17 protein-coding genes, 3 pseudogenes and 1 riboswitch are annotated in these 15,888 nt (G+C 53.4%); of the genes and pseudogenes, 6 read left to right on the top strand and 14 right to left on the bottom strand.

Annotated elements, in window-relative coordinates; genetic code table 11:
* The 3 genes and pseudogenes from CPT76_RS26965 to CPT76_RS26955 all read right to left on the bottom strand — a co-directional run.
* Positions 1-367, bottom strand: a pseudogene (locus CPT76_RS26965) (helicase DnaB); the annotation flags it as partial.
* 36 nt (positions 368-403) lie between these two features.
* Positions 404-2,095, bottom strand: a complete 1,692-nt coding sequence (locus CPT76_RS26960) for an alpha/beta hydrolase family protein (RefSeq protein ID WP_105445086.1) — start codon at positions 2,093-2,095, stop codon at positions 404-406.
* A 96-nt stretch (positions 2,096-2,191) separates the two neighbouring features.
* Positions 2,192-2,488 (bottom strand): YuiB family protein, encoded by a 297-nt coding sequence (locus CPT76_RS26955; protein WP_076174042.1) that lies wholly within the window; start codon positions 2,486-2,488, stop codon positions 2,192-2,194.
* Between the two features lie 273 nt (positions 2,489-2,761).
* Here CPT76_RS26955 and hemQ point away from each other — a divergent pair, with 273 nt between their 5' ends.
* Positions 2,762-3,511: a hydrogen peroxide-dependent heme synthase gene (gene hemQ, locus CPT76_RS26950; RefSeq protein ID WP_105445085.1), complete on the top strand. Its 750-nt coding sequence runs from the start codon at positions 2,762-2,764 to the stop codon at positions 3,509-3,511.
* Positions 3,512-3,574: 63 nt separating this feature from the next.
* Here hemQ and CPT76_RS26945 read toward each other — a convergent pair whose 3' ends face one another.
* From CPT76_RS26945 to CPT76_RS26935, 3 genes are all read right to left on the bottom strand, one after another.
* Complete coding sequence (locus CPT76_RS26945; RefSeq protein ID WP_105445084.1) at positions 3,575-3,835, bottom strand: hypothetical protein; 261 nt, start codon at positions 3,833-3,835, stop codon at positions 3,575-3,577.
* Positions 3,835-5,028, bottom strand: coding sequence for an NAD(P)/FAD-dependent oxidoreductase (locus CPT76_RS26940; protein WP_076173727.1), 1,194 nt, complete (start codon positions 5,026-5,028; stop codon positions 3,835-3,837). The genes CPT76_RS26945 and CPT76_RS26940 overlap by 1 nt, the downstream gene beginning before the upstream one ends.
* Positions 5,029-5,117: 89 nt before the next feature.
* On the bottom strand, positions 5,118-5,300 hold the full coding sequence (locus tag CPT76_RS26935; RefSeq protein ID WP_105445083.1) for a hypothetical protein: 183 nt from the start codon (positions 5,298-5,300) through the stop codon (positions 5,118-5,120).
* Positions 5,301-5,456: 156 nt separating this feature from the next.
* On the opposite strand from CPT76_RS26935, the gene CPT76_RS26930 reads away from it, so the two are divergent.
* Positions 5,457-6,452, top strand: a complete 996-nt coding sequence (locus CPT76_RS26930; RefSeq protein ID WP_076173725.1) for an NAD(P)/FAD-dependent oxidoreductase — start codon at positions 5,457-5,459, stop codon at positions 6,450-6,452.
* A gap of 206 nt (positions 6,453-6,658) precedes the next feature.
* On the opposite strand, the gene sda is transcribed toward CPT76_RS26930, so the two are convergent.
* Together sda and CPT76_RS26920 are read right to left on the bottom strand one after the other, a co-directional pair.
* Positions 6,659-6,802, bottom strand: a complete 144-nt coding sequence (sda, locus tag CPT76_RS26925) for a sporulation histidine kinase inhibitor Sda (protein WP_089548462.1) — start codon at positions 6,800-6,802, stop codon at positions 6,659-6,661.
* 277 nt (positions 6,803-7,079) lie between these two features.
* A complete protein-coding gene (locus tag CPT76_RS26920) occupies positions 7,080-7,742 on the bottom strand; it encodes a YheC/YheD family protein (protein ID WP_105445082.1) in 663 nt (220 codons plus the stop codon).
* Between the two features lie 194 nt (positions 7,743-7,936).
* Here CPT76_RS26920 and CPT76_RS26915 point away from each other — a divergent pair, with 194 nt between their 5' ends.
* Entirely contained in the window at positions 7,937-8,152 is a 216-nt protein-coding gene (locus CPT76_RS26915; RefSeq protein WP_076173723.1) for a hypothetical protein, read from the top strand.
* A gap of 81 nt (positions 8,153-8,233) precedes the next feature.
* On the opposite strand, the gene CPT76_RS26910 is transcribed toward CPT76_RS26915, so the two are convergent.
* The gene (locus tag CPT76_RS26910) at positions 8,234-8,587 is read right to left on the bottom strand and encodes a HesB/IscA family protein (protein ID WP_105445081.1); all 354 of its coding nucleotides are present in this window, start codon (positions 8,585-8,587) and stop codon (positions 8,234-8,236) included.
* Between the two features lie 267 nt (positions 8,588-8,854).
* On the opposite strand from CPT76_RS26910, the pseudogene mqnE reads away from it, so the two are divergent.
* Positions 8,855-9,960: pseudogene (gene mqnE / locus CPT76_RS26905) on the top strand (aminofutalosine synthase MqnE).
* A 59-nt stretch (positions 9,961-10,019) separates the two neighbouring features.
* The gene (locus CPT76_RS26900) at positions 10,020-11,081 is read left to right on the top strand and encodes an NAD(P)/FAD-dependent oxidoreductase (protein WP_105445080.1); all 1,062 of its coding nucleotides are present in this window, start codon (positions 10,020-10,022) and stop codon (positions 11,079-11,081) included.
* Here the strand turns inward: CPT76_RS26900 and CPT76_RS26895 are convergent.
* A complete protein-coding gene (locus tag CPT76_RS26895) occupies positions 11,078-11,332 on the bottom strand; it encodes a YuzB family protein (RefSeq protein ID WP_076173719.1) in 255 nt (84 codons plus the stop codon). The two genes, CPT76_RS26900 and CPT76_RS26895, sit on opposite strands and share 4 nt — an antisense overlap.
* Positions 11,333-11,494: 162 nt before the next feature.
* Here CPT76_RS26895 and CPT76_RS26890 point away from each other — a divergent pair, with 162 nt between their 5' ends.
* Positions 11,495-11,740, top strand: a complete 246-nt coding sequence (locus tag CPT76_RS26890) for a NifU family protein (protein WP_094599257.1) — start codon at positions 11,495-11,497, stop codon at positions 11,738-11,740.
* An 84-nt stretch (positions 11,741-11,824) separates the two neighbouring features.
* On the opposite strand, the gene CPT76_RS26885 is transcribed toward CPT76_RS26890, so the two are convergent.
* The 4 genes and pseudogenes from CPT76_RS26885 to CPT76_RS26870 form a co-directional block, all read right to left on the bottom strand.
* Complete coding sequence (locus tag CPT76_RS26885) at positions 11,825-12,610, bottom strand: SDR family oxidoreductase (protein ID WP_105445079.1); 786 nt, start codon at positions 12,608-12,610, stop codon at positions 11,825-11,827.
* 285 nt (positions 12,611-12,895) lie between these two features.
* Positions 12,896-13,744: a MetQ/NlpA family ABC transporter substrate-binding protein gene (locus tag CPT76_RS26880; RefSeq protein ID WP_105445078.1), complete on the bottom strand. Its 849-nt coding sequence runs from the start codon at positions 13,742-13,744 to the stop codon at positions 12,896-12,898.
* Between the two features lie 162 nt (positions 13,745-13,906).
* Positions 13,907-14,576: pseudogene (locus CPT76_RS26875) on the bottom strand (methionine ABC transporter permease).
* The gene (locus tag CPT76_RS26870; protein ID WP_105445076.1) at positions 14,576-15,592 is read right to left on the bottom strand and encodes a methionine ABC transporter ATP-binding protein; all 1,017 of its coding nucleotides are present in this window, start codon (positions 15,590-15,592) and stop codon (positions 14,576-14,578) included. The pseudogene CPT76_RS26875 and the gene CPT76_RS26870 overlap by 1 nt, the downstream one beginning before the upstream one ends.
* Positions 15,593-15,744: 152 nt before the next feature.
* Positions 15,745-15,880, bottom strand: a riboswitch (SAM riboswitch).
* Positions 15,881-15,888 lie beyond the last annotated feature (8 nt).

The following is a 15,888-nucleotide window of genomic DNA, read 5'->3' as shown; positions in this document are numbered from 1 at the left end:
AGAGCGGTGCCTGGAGCTCGTATTCGTACATGTAATCTTCCTGCTCGGGCACGTAAATCCGGCAGGATTGCAGCAGCCCCACCGCTTCCAGACGGGAAGCCTGCTCAATCAGATATTTGCGTCCCTTTTCGCTCGGCTCAAGCCCAAGCGACAGGAAAATGCGCCGCTGCTGTTCAACCCGGGAGTAGCCCAGCTTCTCTGCCGGGATATGCTGAAACAGCAGGTGGTATAAGCTGATGGCAAATGCCCCGACCATGGGCTGGTATACGGAGCTGAGCATTCGGTTGTCGAGGCTGCTTAAACCAAAATCGCGGAACACGCAGTACCGGTGGTTTTCGGTAAAATGCAGCAGGCTCTTCATATGCATAATCTATGCTCCCTCCCATCGATTCGTAGACTTTCTCTATTCTATCACAAAAGGGTCCGCTTCTTCTCCGTTTTTCGACAAGTCTTTCATCCCCAAATGAATCCAGCTTGCGACATCGGTGATGACCTCCTCGGGTACATTGCCGGGCAGCTTGTACTCCTCGCCTGTCGAGTTCTTACTATAATATATATACATATGATTAAGTCCCGGATATGACTTAAAGGCTACGTCTTTTCGTTGGCTCAGCGCACTTCTCCACACCTTGAGGCTCGGCGGAGGGACCTGCACGTCATTCTCCCCCTGGAGAATGTACATCGGGACGTTCTGATTTCTGGCGAGCAGTGGCCCGCTGTAGTTTCTGAAATCGAACCACCAATACGCGTTCGGCAGCGGAAAATGTTCCGGCAGATGCTCCTTCGAATAACCGGGGTCCTTCAGCAAAGCGACGGCTTTTTCCCATGTGTCCACCTGCTTTTGCAGACGGGCCAGCTTCTCATCCGAAGCTCCCTCTTCTTCCGCCCGCCCTAATATTCCCCGGTACTGCATCAGCATCAGGTCCTCCAGCGGTCCGGATGGGGCGGACATCACGATCGCGCCGGCGATATGCTTTCCCGCATCCGAAGCGATGATGCGCGGGACAAGCATTCCGCCTTGGCTGTGGCCGAGCACGTAAATCTGCTGCGGGTCGATCCTTGGATCGGCGGCCAGCAGGGCAGCGGCGCTGACGGCATCGTCGACCGTCTCCTCCTGGACGGTAAAGGACGGGGTGGCGGAACGAAGCGGGTATTCCCGCGTCCGCTTTTCGTAGCGGAGCACCGCAATCCCTTCGCCGGCCAGCCCCACCGCCAGGTCCCTGAACAGCTTGCCTCCGCCGGAAGACTCGTCCCGGTCATTGGGGCCGGAGCCATGGACGAGCACAAGCGCGGGAACCTTCTCCTGAACGTTCCGGGGGAGCGTCAGCGTGCCTGGAAGGAGCAGAGGGCTCTGGCCGACCTGCACTTCTTCCTCCGTGTACTTTTCCGGGTGGTCATAGGCGGGTGGCCGATAGCTGCTTGTGACATTTTCGATCCAGGCGATATCGTTCAGCAGCCCCTCAGGGCTGAACCGGAGCTCCATGCCGAACGACTCTCCTTTTGGCGTCTGATAGACCAGGCGGGCGTTGCTGCGTACGGAATCCGTATAGGCTTCGGCATGCAGCAGGCTCCAGTCGAGGCCGTACAGCTTTTCCAGCCGATCTTCGTACTTGGGAAGCGACGAAGGCGGATACGCCGCCGATAAGGACGCATCCATCATCCGTCCCGCCTCTTCCCATTCCCCCTGGCGCAGCAGGGTCATCCAGTAGATCGCCCGCCCCTTCCAGTCATCCGGATCGAGGGACCAGCGATGGTCCGCCCAAGTTCCTCGGATGCCCAAAGCCCCGGTAAACGATTGGAGCGGCACGAGCAGCGCTCCGCCGCCGTCCGTCACCGCGGTACGCGCAAGTTCATACGGCGCTTGGTCCAATAAGGACTGCTTGCTGCCGGGCGAGATTTTCCAGCGGGTTTTGCCGAGCGAGACCTGAACCCGCTTGTCCGTCCCGTCCCACAGCACCTTGGCGCCAAGCGCCTCGGCCGCAATCCGGAGCGGAATCATAGTCTGCTCTCCTGCGGAGGCCGCCATCCCGTTTGGTAACGAACCTCCCGCCATCAGCCCGGCGGCAAGCACCAGACCCAATGCTTTTCTCCACATCCATCCGTCCCCCCATCATTCAACCCTTCAGCGCCGGGATAGCGCAAAACAGCCCCCCGGGTGGAGAGCTGTTTCGAAATCGGCCGATTTGCCGGCCTAGAACATTTTAAATCCGCTTCTGCGAAGCTTCTGGATGGACCAGCCGCTGATGACCGCGCCTGCCAGTCCGGCTACCCCCGTTAAATAGTCGACTACGCGAAAAGACTCCAAGTGACTGAGCAGCGACATTTGGCTGCGGTCCCATAAAGAGTATACGACCACCGGTAAAATAACGATGACAAACAAATAGCAAGGGAACCAGGTCGTTTTCATTAACATATTCAAAATAAAGCCGATGCCGAACATCATGACAAAAAATAACACCATCAGCACGAGAACGGGTATAAATTGCATCTCAGCCAAGTCACCTCTTCTTTTGTTTCGCCCCGCTAAAACGGATACAAACAGGCCGTTCACAGTCTTGCCACGTTTTGTGGACTAGTAGTTAGTTTACTAAAAAAACGGTCACGAATCAACGAACAATCGGTGAATAGATTGTGTCTTCGTTTGCTCTTGCGCTTGCGGTTGAGCTACAATGAAGAAAAAGGTCAACGACCCTGATACCCGGGTCCAATAAGTAACCTTCGGATCCGCATACAGGCAACTACTTATAGGAGTGATATATACATGAATGAAGCAGCATCAACTCTGGAGGGCTGGTACGCTCTCCACGATTTCCGTTCCATGAACTGGGCGGCATGGAAGGCCGCCGACGACGAAGACCGCGCCATGGCGCTGGACGAGCTCCAGGCGTTCCTGAACGAATGGTCCGAGGTGGAATCCAGCAAGCAGGGCAGCACAGCAGTGTACAGCATCATCGGACAGAAGGCCGATTTTGTGTTCATGCACCTGCGCGAAACGCTTGAAGACCTGAACGCCATCGAGACTGCGTTTAACAAAACGCTGTTTGCGCAATATACGACGAAGTCCTATTCCTACGTCAGCGTCGTCGAGCTCAGCAACTATCTCGCCGGTTCCGGCGAAGGTGACCCGATGGAAAATCCGCATGTCGTTGCCCGTCTGAAGCCGATCCTGCCGAAGACGAAATACATCTGCTTCTACCCGATGAACAAAAAGCGCGATCAGGCCGACAACTGGTACATGCTTGACATGGACGATCGCCGCAACATGATGCGCAGCCACGGGCTGATCGGCCGCAGCTATGCAGGCAAAGTGAAGCAGATCATTACCGGCTCCATCGGATTCGACGATTGGGAATGGGGAGTTACCCTGTTCGCCGAGGACGCGCTTCAATTCAAGAAGCTAGTCTATGAAATGCGCTTTGATGAAGTCAGCGCCCGCTATGCCGAATTCGGCGGCTTCTTCGTAGGAGCGATTCTGACGCAGGAATCTTTTGAGGACATGCTGAAAATATAGAATACTTACTATACAAAAAAGGTTTGCCCCGAGTAATTCAGGGCAAACCTTTTTGCTGTTTCCTTAGTCCTCTTCCTCTTGTTCATCCTGCTGCGATTTCATCGACTCCAAAAATTCGGCGGTCGCCCGGTCGCGGTCCCTTCCCTTTTCCTTCAGCCTTTCAATGGCCGGCAGGATGAGGATGTCCACTTCCTTTTGGACCGTGTACGACAGATCGTACCGGTTCTGGTCCTCGAGGAAGGATCCCACTTCCATCAAGGCGTTATAACGGTCCAGTTCGTCCCGGGTCAACAATGCGCGGACTTGAACACTGCAGTGCCTCATTACAGGAATTTTCCTTTCTTCAATACCAGCGGAATGCCGCCGATAATAAATAGGTAGCGCATATCTACGATCTTCTTCAATTGAGCTGCCCGCCAGCCCTTTATATGCTTGTCGCCTACTACAGCGATACCTTCGCCTTTACCCAGGGAAGCGACGGTGCCCTTGTTGCTGAATTCGAACTTTTTCGGCTGCTGGCCGCGGATTGCCGTGACGATATTATGAGCGCAGCACACGCCCTGCTGCATCGCGATCTGCGCCGTCGGAGGATACGGACGCCCTTCCGGATTCATAATCAGGGCGTTGTCCCCGATGACATAGATGTGGTCGCTACCAGGCGCCCGCAAGTACTCGTCAACCTTCACCCGGCCTCTTGCCGTTTCAAAGCCGGCCGCTTCAATCATATGGTTGCCGCGGATTCCTCCGGTCCACACCACCGTAGCCGCCTTGATCTCTTCACCGGTCGCAAGCACTACGCCGTCCGGCTTGCATTCTTTGATGGCCACGCCGATTTTGAAGGTTACGCCTTTCTTGCGGAGCACCTCCATGGCATATTCCACGAGCTCCGGAGCAAAACCAGGCAGCGCCGTTGGCGCCGCTTCCACATTGTAGACATTCACAAGATTCGGATCGACATCGTATTCCTTGCACAGTGCCGGAATGCGGTCGGCCAGCTCGGCAACAAACTCAATGCCGCTGAAGCCCGCTCCCCCGACGACAAAATTGATTCTTTCCTGCGGACTGCGTTCATTTTTATACAGCGCGAACTGGTACTCGATATGCTTACGGATCAGCCGCACCGAGTTGATGCTGCGGATCGTCATCGCATATTCGGCCATCCCCGGAATGCCGAAGGTTTCGGATTCCCCGCCAAGGGCAATGACCAGGAAATCGTAGGAGAGCGTCCCGTCCTCCAGGATGACCTTCTTCTCATGCGGACGGATTTCCTGAACGGAGGATTTGACCAGATCGATCTTGAATTCGTCAATCAGCTTCGAAATCGGTACCCGTGTATTCTCGACGCTGTCCGTACCGGCAGCGGGCATATGCAAATGGGTCGTAATATAATGGTAATCGTGACGGTTAACAAGCGTTACGTCCGCTTCATTATAATTCAATTCCTTTTGAAGGCGCTGTGCTGTCAGGATGCCGCCGTAACCCGCACCAAGGATTACTATCTTGGGAATGTTGCTCATCATCTTGCTCCTTCCAAAATGTCGGTCTCTATATATATTTGTGAACCATTACAAATGTTATTGTGAAATATTACACATTAGTTTGAACTTCAATGAATCTTTTTATCACAGGCAGCCTGTGTAAGAAAAAAAACAGCGGGGATACTACCAAAACCTGCCCGCACATAACTAAAATGATAGCCACTTTCCCATAAAAGATCAAGTATTATTTGGCCTTCCAAGAGAGCATCCATGCTGTTTTCATTTCCCTTTTCATTCCAGTTTTCAGGCAAGTTTATTCTCTTATCCAAACGGAGAATTTGCAAAATAGGATGTAAACTTTTCAGCCGAAGCCCGGATGTATTATAATGAGATGGAATTTGAAGAATATACAGCGTGCTTAATTTCGCTAGCGTTCTTATTTATATTTGTTGGAGGTGCTTACACTAATGACATCGCAGCCGGCTGACATAACCGACCTGCTCATTATCGGAGGAGGTCCTGCAGGCATGTTCGCTTCTTTCTATTGCGGGATGCGCCAGGCATCAGTCACACTCATTGAAAGTATGCCCCAGCTTGGCGGGCAGCTTGCAGCCTTATATCCCGAGAAATACATTTATGACGTGGCCGGATTCCCTAAAGTAACGGCACAGGAGCTGGTCGACAATCTGCAAAAGCAGATGGACTTGTTCCAGCCGAACGTACGCCTGGAGGAAAAGGTTACTTCCCTCGTTAAGCAGGACGAGCGCCATTTTGTGGTGACGACCGATAAAGGCGAATACCACTCCAAAGCCGTCATTATTACGGCCGGGGTCGGAGCCTTTGAACCCCGCAGACTGGAGCTTGAAGACGCTAGGAAATTTGAGAAAACGAATCTGCACTACTTTGTGAATGACTTAAACCGCTTCAAGGGGAAAAAGGTGCTGATCAGCGGCGGCGGAGACTCCGCGGTAGACTGGGCGCTCATGCTGGAGCCGATCGCCGAGCAGGTCACACTGATTCACCGCCGCGACAAATTCCGTGCGCATGAGCACAGCGTCGAGAATTTGATGGCTTCCAAGGTTCAGGTCGTGACGCCGACGGAAATCACCGCCCTGCACGGGGAAGACACGATTACCAAGGTGACCTTGTCCCATGTGAAAACCAAAGAAACGCAGGAGATCGAAGTCGACGACGTCATCGTGAACTTTGGCTTCGTATCCTCCCTTGGCCCGATCTCCGATTGGGGCATTCAGATCGAGAGCAACTCCATCGTGGTGGATTCCCGCATGGAGACGAACATCCCCGGCGTATTCGCCGCCGGAGACATCACCACGTATCCGGGCAAACTGAAGCTTATCGCCGTAGGATTCGGCGAGGCGCCGACCGCGGTCAATAACGCGAAGGTATACATTGATCCGGAAGCTAAGCTGTCTCCCGGCCACAGCAGCAATATGAAACTCTAGCCCGAGGTACGCGCAAATTGGGCCACAAAAAAAGAGGGTATCCTGATCTGATCGTCATGAAATCATGATTCAGATAGGATACCCTCATTTTGTTGCGATGCTGCCAATCTGGAAAATAGATGTTACACCTCCACACCTTCCATAACTTCCACGTCATATGCAGCTTATAGTACAACAGCATTTGTGGATGTGTACCGGGATGTGTCCTAATGAACTAAACTCTCTGATGAAGTCTCTAGATTCCTCTTGTGGATTTCGGCCAGGAGTAAAGCGATGAAATCATGATCCAGCATGAGTTCCACGGCCATATGATAAGAATCGAGCAGCAATTCATCCGACAACATAGCCATTATCTTCACATCCTTTCCTTAATTTTCCTCAAACCTATCATATCAAACATCGCATAAGAGAACAAGCGTTCGCTTTATCCACAACCTGTTGTGGAAATCCTGTGTATAATTTGTTAGCAAGTGTCGGAATACCAATAAAAATGCAGTGGATTTTGGGGATAAACGTTATACACAGGTGCTGTGCATACGACCCGGCTTTAAAAATATTTTTACATTTTCATAGTCTTATATAATGATATTACCCCGTCTATAATCTCCCAAACATTGCCAGTTTGGTTTATTGTGGGCGCGTATTTACTTCAAAAATCCAAATTCTCCCGCTGTCGTCCAGGCCGTAGTCAAAGCCGAGCTCGCCGATGCCGGGAAAACGCCGCTCCAGAATTGCCGTACAGCGCCGGGTAAGGGAACGCATCTCTTTAAGCTTTACTTTGGAAGAAATCTGCGGCAGGGAACGGCTCAGGCCAACGCGGCCTTTCAGCAAATAACCGCCCTTGCACAGATTGGTTACGAATAGTCCGCTGCGCGCGACTCGTCCCACCATTGCGGTAATGACCCAACGATCGTCCACTTTGACGTATTTGACACGGTAATCGATCGGACGCCCATCGACCTTGGCCAATTTAATCCCCTGCTGAATTAAATAGGTCCTTCTCACCTTTAGCTTCCGAAAACCGCTGTACATGCCGGAGAAGCTGTCAAAATAATAGGTTTGAGAGAAGCGGGTTATACTATAACCGCTGCCGGTACGGGATATTTTCATGACACCGTAACCGCCTCCGCCGACGACCGGTTTTACGACGACAAAGTCATACATCCCCAGCATTTGCTGGAGATTCTCCCGGCTCATAGACCGGGTCTGCGGAATATATGGGGCAACATCCGGATCCGTCAGCAGCGCTTCGGTCTTCAGCCATTTGCTTGCCAGCTGTCTTCCCCCCATGTTGTCGCCTCCTTTCTATGCTCCTATGTTATTAACATACTCGTATCTACAGGTTCCCTCCTGTATGTTTGTGCATAGAAAAGGATAAACGCATAAAAACGGGGGATAGCGGAGCCTTGGCGTGCCTGTCTAAATCGGATATAATGAAATGAAGTGTGTAAATTTGGAATATCCTGCGAAGGAGGATAACAGCTGTGGCTCAATTTTTCGGGGTATTATACTGGGTCGGCATGATCGGCATGTCCCTTGCTCTGGTCGTGACAACCGTTTTAATCTTTGCTTTGGGCTTTAAATTTCTGAAAGACAGACGCAAAGGGCTCGGCACCTGCTGCATCGCCTTTTCAATCGTGGCGGCGGCCATGCTCGTCATGATGGTGAACAAAACGTTTATCGTTCCCGGGCTCTCCTAACGAACAAAAAAAGGCTCACAACCTGCTTCTGGACGAAGAGGGTGTGAGCCTTTTGTCTTATTCATCCGCAGTGCGTGCCCGTTAGCACTCCTCAGGAGCCGGTTTGCCTGCGTCGAGCGCTGTACGGAACGAAGCGCCGCATCCGCAGGTCGCCGTAGCGTTCGGATTGTTCATGGTGAATCCGCCGCTCATGCCGGACTCCTCAAAGTCGATTTCCAGCCCGTCAATCAGGCGGAGGCTTTCTTTATCCACGACCACCTTCATGTCGTTAACGTCCATGTATACATCGTCTTCGGTTTCGGCATCGTCGAAGCCCATGGCGTAAGAAAATCCGCTGCATCCGCCGGCCTGTACCCCAAGACGAAGGAACATCCCCGGAATTTCCTGTTCGGCGAGCATTTCTTTCAGCTTGGCTTCGTTGAAAAATTTATACATTCTATAATCTAAAAAAGGCGGGCCCCTACTTTTTCTTTACCGGCCAAAAGCCTCTCCGGAGTGCTTACCAAAGCGTCTGGCCTTACGGCTTGGATGATCCGCTGAATACATATCCTCTGCGGTACATGGAAGACGCTGACCGATAAAATTGGCAAATCGACTGGACGGGTTGAACGCCGGACTCCTTCCAGGCGCTGCGGGTTGACTCTTGCGTCCTGCAAAGGGCGTGTCTTCCGCACGACCAAAATGCGAACAGGAGGAATGGAAATGTCCACTATTGTAACATCGAACACCGAAAGACGCATGCAGGAAATCATCGAGAAGGTCCGCCAAGGTGAGCGGCTGAACCTCGAGGATGGAGTATTTCTGTATGAAACCGATGATCTGCTGACGCTGGGGCAGCTGGCGAACGAAGCCAACCTGCGCAAGAACGGCAAAAAAGTNTATTTCATCGAAAACATGAGCCTGTACTTTACCAACGTCTGCGAGGCGCACTGCGCGTTCTGCAACTTCCGCAAAGCCTTGGTGATGAAGGCTCCTATACGTATTCCGGTCCTGAAATGGTCGAATACATTGAGCAGCACATTCATCCGGGCGTCCGGGAATTCCATATCGTTGGCGGACATAACCCGCACGTGCCTTTCCAATACTATGTGGATTCCTTGCAGGCGCTGACCGACCGCTTCCCGGACGTAACGCTTAAAGCCTACACAGCGGCTGAAATCGACTTCTTCACCCGCATCAGCGGCCTCAGCATCAAGGAAGTGCTGCAGGAGCTGCAAAAAGCGGGACTGAAATCGCTGACCGGCGGCGGTGCGGAAATTTTGTCCGACCAATACCGTAAAAAAATGCGGGTGGAAAAGGCTAACGTCGAGCAATACCTCGAGGTGCACCGGACGGCGCATAACCTGGGCATGAAGACGCATACTACCATGCTGTACGGATCGATCGAGTCCCATGAAGACCGGATCCGCCACATGATGCAGATTCGCGACCTTCAGGACGAAACGAACGGATTTATGGTATTTATTCCTCTTTCCATGCAGCCAAGAAATAAAAATGCCGGCATCATGCGCCGTAACTCCGCCTACGAGGATCTGAAGACCATTGCCATCAGCCGTCTGATGCTGGACAACATCGACCACGTGAAGGCTTACTTCATTAATATCGGGCCGCAGCTGACCCAGGTTGCGCTGAGCTTCGGCGCATCCGACGTCCATGGCACCATCCTTAAGGAACGCATCAGCCACGCCGCAGGCGCGCTCACTCCGGAAGGCCTCACCCGCGATGAGCTGATCTGGCTAGTCAAAGGCGCCGGACGCATTCCGGTGGAACGCGACACGTTTTATAATGAAATAAAAGTTTATGAATAAGTAAGAGGAATTTTATACCTTACCTCAAAGCCGACGTATGAGAAAGGAAAGACGGACATATGAGAAAATTCGTCATCCTGGGTGGAGGTTACGGAGGCCTTGCATTGATTCAAGGTCTCCTGAACAACCACTTCCCCCAAGATATGGAGCTGATTTTGATTGACCGCATGCCTTTCCAAGGCATTAAAACCGAGTATTACGCGCTTGCGGCAGGGACGGCAAGCGACTATGATCTGCGCATCCAGTTTCCGAACCATCCCCAGCTCACGAAAAAATACGGCGAAGTCACATCCATCGATCTGGAAGGCAAGCGGGTGCACCTCGAAGGCGACGACCCGATCGAATACGACTACCTGACGATCGCCCTGGGCTGTACCGACCGTTATCACGGCATACCTGGCGCGGATCAATTCACGAACAGCATCCAGACGTTCTCAAGCACTCGCCAAACCTATCAGCGCTTGAATGATGTCAAGCCGTACGGAAACGTACATATTATCGGCGGCGGCCTCAGCGGCGTTGAAACGGCTGCGGAGCTGCGGGAGAGCCGTCCGGATCTTAACATCACGATTCTGGACCGGGGCAGCCGGGTGCTCTCCTCCTTCCCGCAGACGGTTTCCTTGTACGTGGAGCAGTGGTTCATGGATCATGAAGTGAATACGCGCTCCCACATATCCGTGTGCCGGGTGGAAGACGGTATCGTCTATAACGGGGATGAAGCAATCTACACCGACGCCGCGGTTTGGACGGGCGGCATTCAGCCGGTGAAGGTCGTTCAGGATTTGAACGTGCCGAAGGATCCGGGGGGCCGGGTCGTGGTCAACACGTATTCCCAAATTCCGGATTACCCGGAAGTGTATGTTGTGGGGGACTGCGCCAGCATTCCGTTCGCTCCCAGCGCCCAGGCGGCAGGAGCTCAGGCCAAGCAAGTGGCCGACGTGATTCATGCGCTCTGGAAAGGAGAGACGCCGAAAATCCACAAGATCCACCTTCGTGGAACCCTGGGATCGCTTGGCAGCAAGGCAGGCTTTGGCCTAATGGGGAAAACTTCGGTAAAAGGAAGAGTACCCCGCCTGTTAAAAAGCGGGGTACTCTGGAAGTCCAGACGCCATTTCGGCTAATCCAGCTCGAGGCTGTCCCAAGCCTCGAGTTCTTTTATTTTGGCCATAATGGCCTCGTACAGCTCATCGGCGCTGTCAGCATCTATAATCTCACCGTTCACCATGGCGAAGGGCATCATGGCGCATTGGCCGCAATTGCTCAGGCATCCGTATTCGATAACGTCGTAATCCGGATTCTCCTCCAGCTTCTCCATGACTTCATCGGTTCCGAAATGCATGTTGTTGGTGCAAAACTCGATGATGGGTCTCAATGATATCACCTGCTTTAGGTATTGATTCTTAGGTAGGCCTTATCTTAGTTTACCGGGTGAAGCAGATAATATCAACGGTCTTGTCCGATGCAGCATATATAGCCATTTTATTTTGTCTCGGTTTGTAATATAATAAGAATTACAGGAAAGGAGTTGAAATCAATGAGCGAAAACGCACAGAGCACCATGTATGATGATGTAGCAGAAGTGCTTGATAAGCTTCGCCCGTTCCTTCAACGCGATGGCGGCGACGTCGAATTGGTTGACGTGGAAGACGGCATCGTGAAGTTGAAACTGATGGGTGCCTGCGGCAGCTGCCCAAGCTCCACCATTACATTGAAAGCCGGGATCGAACGCGCCCTCGTTGAGGAAGTTGAAGGAATCAACGATGTTATTCAAGTATTCTAATCCCATTCAATAGCAAGAAGAGACCTGACTTCATCGAAGACGGGTCTCTTCTTTTTTTGTGGCGTGGGACGCCATCTCTGGCAGTCACATCCCGTGATCTGCCGGACCAATCCAGGGACGGATCGGATCCAGCCCGCCGGAGATGTCCATAATGTTGCCGGTGATAAAATCGGAAGCGTCGCGGCACAAGTACTCGATCACGCGCGCGATATCCTCGCCGCTGCCGGGTCTGCCCCGCGGCGTCTCGCCGTCCTGCAATCCGGCGACCTCGGCAATGGTCTTCTCTTTGTTATCCCCGCGGATGTCCCCGGGACACACCATATTCACCGTAATGCCGTACGGGGCCTCCTCGACCGCCAGCGTCTTCGTAAAAGAAACCAGTCCGGTCTTGGCGGCGGCGTACACCGCCCGGTGCGGCCACGCTCTCGATTCCGCCGCATGGCCGAAGCCGAAGTGGACAATTCTTCCCCAGCGCTTAGTCCGCATCGCAGGCAGCACCAAATGGTCCAACAGCATCGTGCCGACCAGATTGCCCTGGATGAGCGACAAAATTTCCGCCTGGGTATAATCGGAGAACCGTTTACGCTCGCGGATAAAAGGGCCTGCGTTGTTCACGACGATGTCCGGACTGCCGAGCTCGGACTCGACGCGAGCCACCAAATGCTCCAGCTGGCCCGTGTCGGAGACATCAGCTTGCACGGCGATGCTGCGCACGCCCAGTCCCTCGATGACCGCCCGCAGTTCCTCCGCTTCGCGGCGGCTGTGGACATAGTTAAGCGCGACGTCGCAGCCGGAACGTGCCAGCGTGAGCGCCGTCATTTTGCCAAGTCCCTTGGCACTGCCTGTGATCAGGGCAACCTTTCCCCTCAAAATGCCACCCTCCTTTCTGCTATCCGAATTTCCCATCCTTTTAACCATTCGAGACACATCATTCCTATTAAAAATATAATGGTGTATGTATGTACAAACCTCACGCAAGATCATTGATCCTGTATAGTATAAAAGATTTCACGGCACCGCCGCAACTTGGAAACCCAGTACACCGGGCAGCGGGGAAAAGCGAGCCAAATAAAAAATGTTTGCCCGACGCAGATGCAAATAAAAAAGCCGCAGGGGATGAACCCCTTGCGGCTGTGCTGCGCCATTGCGCAGGCTTTAGAATGCCGGGATAACGGCACCTTTATACGTGTCTTCGATGAACTTCTTCACGTCGTCGGAAGTCAGAGCAGCAGCCAGCTTCTTGATGGCATCGGAGTCCTTGTTATCCGGACGGGCCACCAGAATGTTAACATAAGGGCTATCTTTGCCTTCGATGAAGAGCGCGTCTTTCGTTGGATCAAGGCTGGCTTCCAGGGCGTAGTTGGTGTTGATGACGGCCAGGTCGAATTCGCTCAGCTGACGCGGCAGCATTGCAGCATCGACTTCCTTGATTTTCAGGTTTTTCGGATTCGCGGTAATGTCCTTCACCGTGGATTCGACTTTGTTCGGATCTTTCAAAGTAATCAAGCCTTGCTTGGCCAGCAGGCTGAGCGCGCGTCCGCCGTTTGTTGCATCGTTCGGAATGCCGACGATTGCGCCGTCCGGAATTTCGTCAGCGCTCTTCACCTTTTTGGAATAAGCACCAAGCGGCTCCAGGTGAACGCCTACGACCGGAACAAGGTCCATCTTACGCTGTTTGTTTTCATTGTCAAGGTAAGGCTGATGCTGGAAAAAGTTGGCGTCGAGCTGTTTCTGGAACGTCTGCACGTTCGGCTGCACATAATCGGAAAACTCTTTGATGACGAGCTTCACGCCCTCTTTTTCAAGCGCAGGCTGGATATGCTTCAAAATTTCGGCATGAGGCTTCGCCGTCGCGCCAACCGTCAGTGTAACCGTTTCGGCTGCAGCCGGTTTGTCCGCGGATTCGCCCGCAGCATCGCTGCTGCTGTTATTCGGCTTGCTGCCGCACGCGGCGAGCACGACAACCAGGGCCAAGGTCAGAAAAGAAACGAGCCATTTTTTCATTGGTAAATCCCCCTTAAATTCATAAGAATAATATGATTTATATTAGAAAGGCAGTGCTTTGATGTTACCTGCCTTGCCTTTCCAGGTCAAATCCGGTGATCCGGATGCATGACTGTGAGCCAAACACGTTGTCATGACTGTGAGCCAAACACGTTGTACGCCTTACTTTCTGGTAAAGTGACGCACCAGCCCGGTCGCCCGCCATTTGCAGCAGCTGCACCAGCACGATCATGAAGATGACGGAAATAATCATGACGGTCGTTTCATAGCGGTAATAACCGTAGCGGATCGCCAAATCGCCGAGACCGCCTCCGCCAACCATCCCCGACATCGCCGTATAGGATACGAGTGTCACGACCGTAATCGTAATTCCGGCCAGCAGGCCCGGTCTTGCTTCGGGCAGCAGCACCCGCGTGATGACCTGCCAGGTCGAAGCGCCCATCGAATGCGCCGCCTCGATTACGCCGCGGTCCACTTCGCGCAGCGACGTTTCCACCAGTCTGGCGAAGAACGGCGCAGCGCCGATCACCAGCGGCGGAATCGTTCCCAGCACCCCGAAGGTGACGCCGACGATCGCTTTCGTAACCGGGATCAGGGCGACGATCAGGATGATAAACGGGACCGAACGGAGGATGTTCACGATAAAGGAAATGACCGCATAGACGGCACGCACCCAGCCCGTCGTCGAGCGCGATGCCATAAACAGCACGACGCCGATCGGAAGACCGAGGATAAAGGTGAACACCGCGGAAGCTCCGAGCATTTTCAGCGTATCCAGGGTGGCTACGCCGATCTCGTTCCAGTCAACCGAGGAAAAATCCAAACCCCACATCAGTTCATCACCTCCACGTCAAGCCCTTGCTCGCTCAGCTTCGCGAGCGTCGCAGCGATCTGCTCCCGTCCGCCCTCAAAGCGGACAATCAGCTGCCCGTACGGGGTATCTTTAATGGTGGAAATGGTGCCCTGCAGGATGGCGAAATCCGCCCCCGTCTCGCGCACGGTCCGGGACAAGATGGACTCGTACGTTTTGCTGCCGAGAAACGTAATTTTCACAGCCTGCGCCGAACCCGTTCCGGAAGCCTGGGCAGCCAGCTCAAGCGGTTCGCCCTGGCTCTGCTCCCCGCGGACAAAATCCTTGGTCACGGGGTGCTGCGGCTTCAGGAATACGTCCGTGACCGCTCCCTCTTCAACGATGCCGCCTTGATGGATCACGGCCACCCGGTCGCAGATGCTCTGGATGACGTGCATCTCATGGGTGATCAGGACGATCGTCAGATTAAACCTCTGGTTAATGTCCAGCAGAAGCTTCAGGATCGAATCCGTCGTCTGCGGATCGAGCGCCGAAGTCGCTTCGTCACACAGCAGCACCTGCGGATCGCTGGCCAGCGCGCGGGCGATGCCCACTCTCTGCTTCTGGCCTCCCGACAACTGGGCCGGATATTTATTGCGATGGGCTTCCAGCCCGACCAGCGCGATCAGCTCGTTGACCTTGGCCTCCACCTCCGCCCTGCCCTTACGGGCCAACCGGAGCGGAAAGGCGATGTTGTCATACACCGTCGCCGAGCTCAGCAGATTGAAATGCTGAAAAATCATTCCGATCTTCCGCCGTTCGTTCTGCAGCCGCTGCTTGCTCAGGCCGGTCAGATTAACGCCGCCTACCCATACCTCTCCGGAGGTCGGGCGTTCCAGCAGGTTCATGCACCTGATCAAGGTGCTCTTCCCTGCGCCCGAGTGGCCGATCACGCCGAAAATTTCTCCTTTATTAATGCTGAGGTTCAGCCCGGACAAAGCCTCCGTCGCCTTTGCCCCTTGGCCGTACCTTTTCGTCAGCTGCTTCAGTTCGATCAACCGAAGGGCCCCCTCTCTTCCCCCTATCCTACCCGAATAGGGTTCGCATAATCTATCTAAATGACCAGTCTATTCTATCGAATCCAGGCAAAATAAAAAGCCCCTCTGACAGAATCAGAAAAGGGGCTCCCTTATTTGTAAAAGTCGCTGCCTTCTCATCTGCCAACCTGCAGCTCAAGCTGCAGCTTGTAGGAATTAGCACCATGACATTCGAGTAACGGCGGATGCCGTGCTCAAATCGGTTGCCGGGCTTCATCGGGCCTGTCCCTCCGCCTCTCTCGATAAGAAAAGATTAT

The organism is Paenibacillus sp. AR247, from assembly GCF_002968895.1.
In the GTDB taxonomy this organism is placed as follows: Bacteria; Bacillota; Bacilli; order Paenibacillales; family Paenibacillaceae; genus Paenibacillus_AQ; species Paenibacillus_AQ favisporus.
The sequence above is the reverse complement of the archived record's forward strand: the minus strand, read 5'-3'. Positions and strand labels throughout refer to the sequence as shown.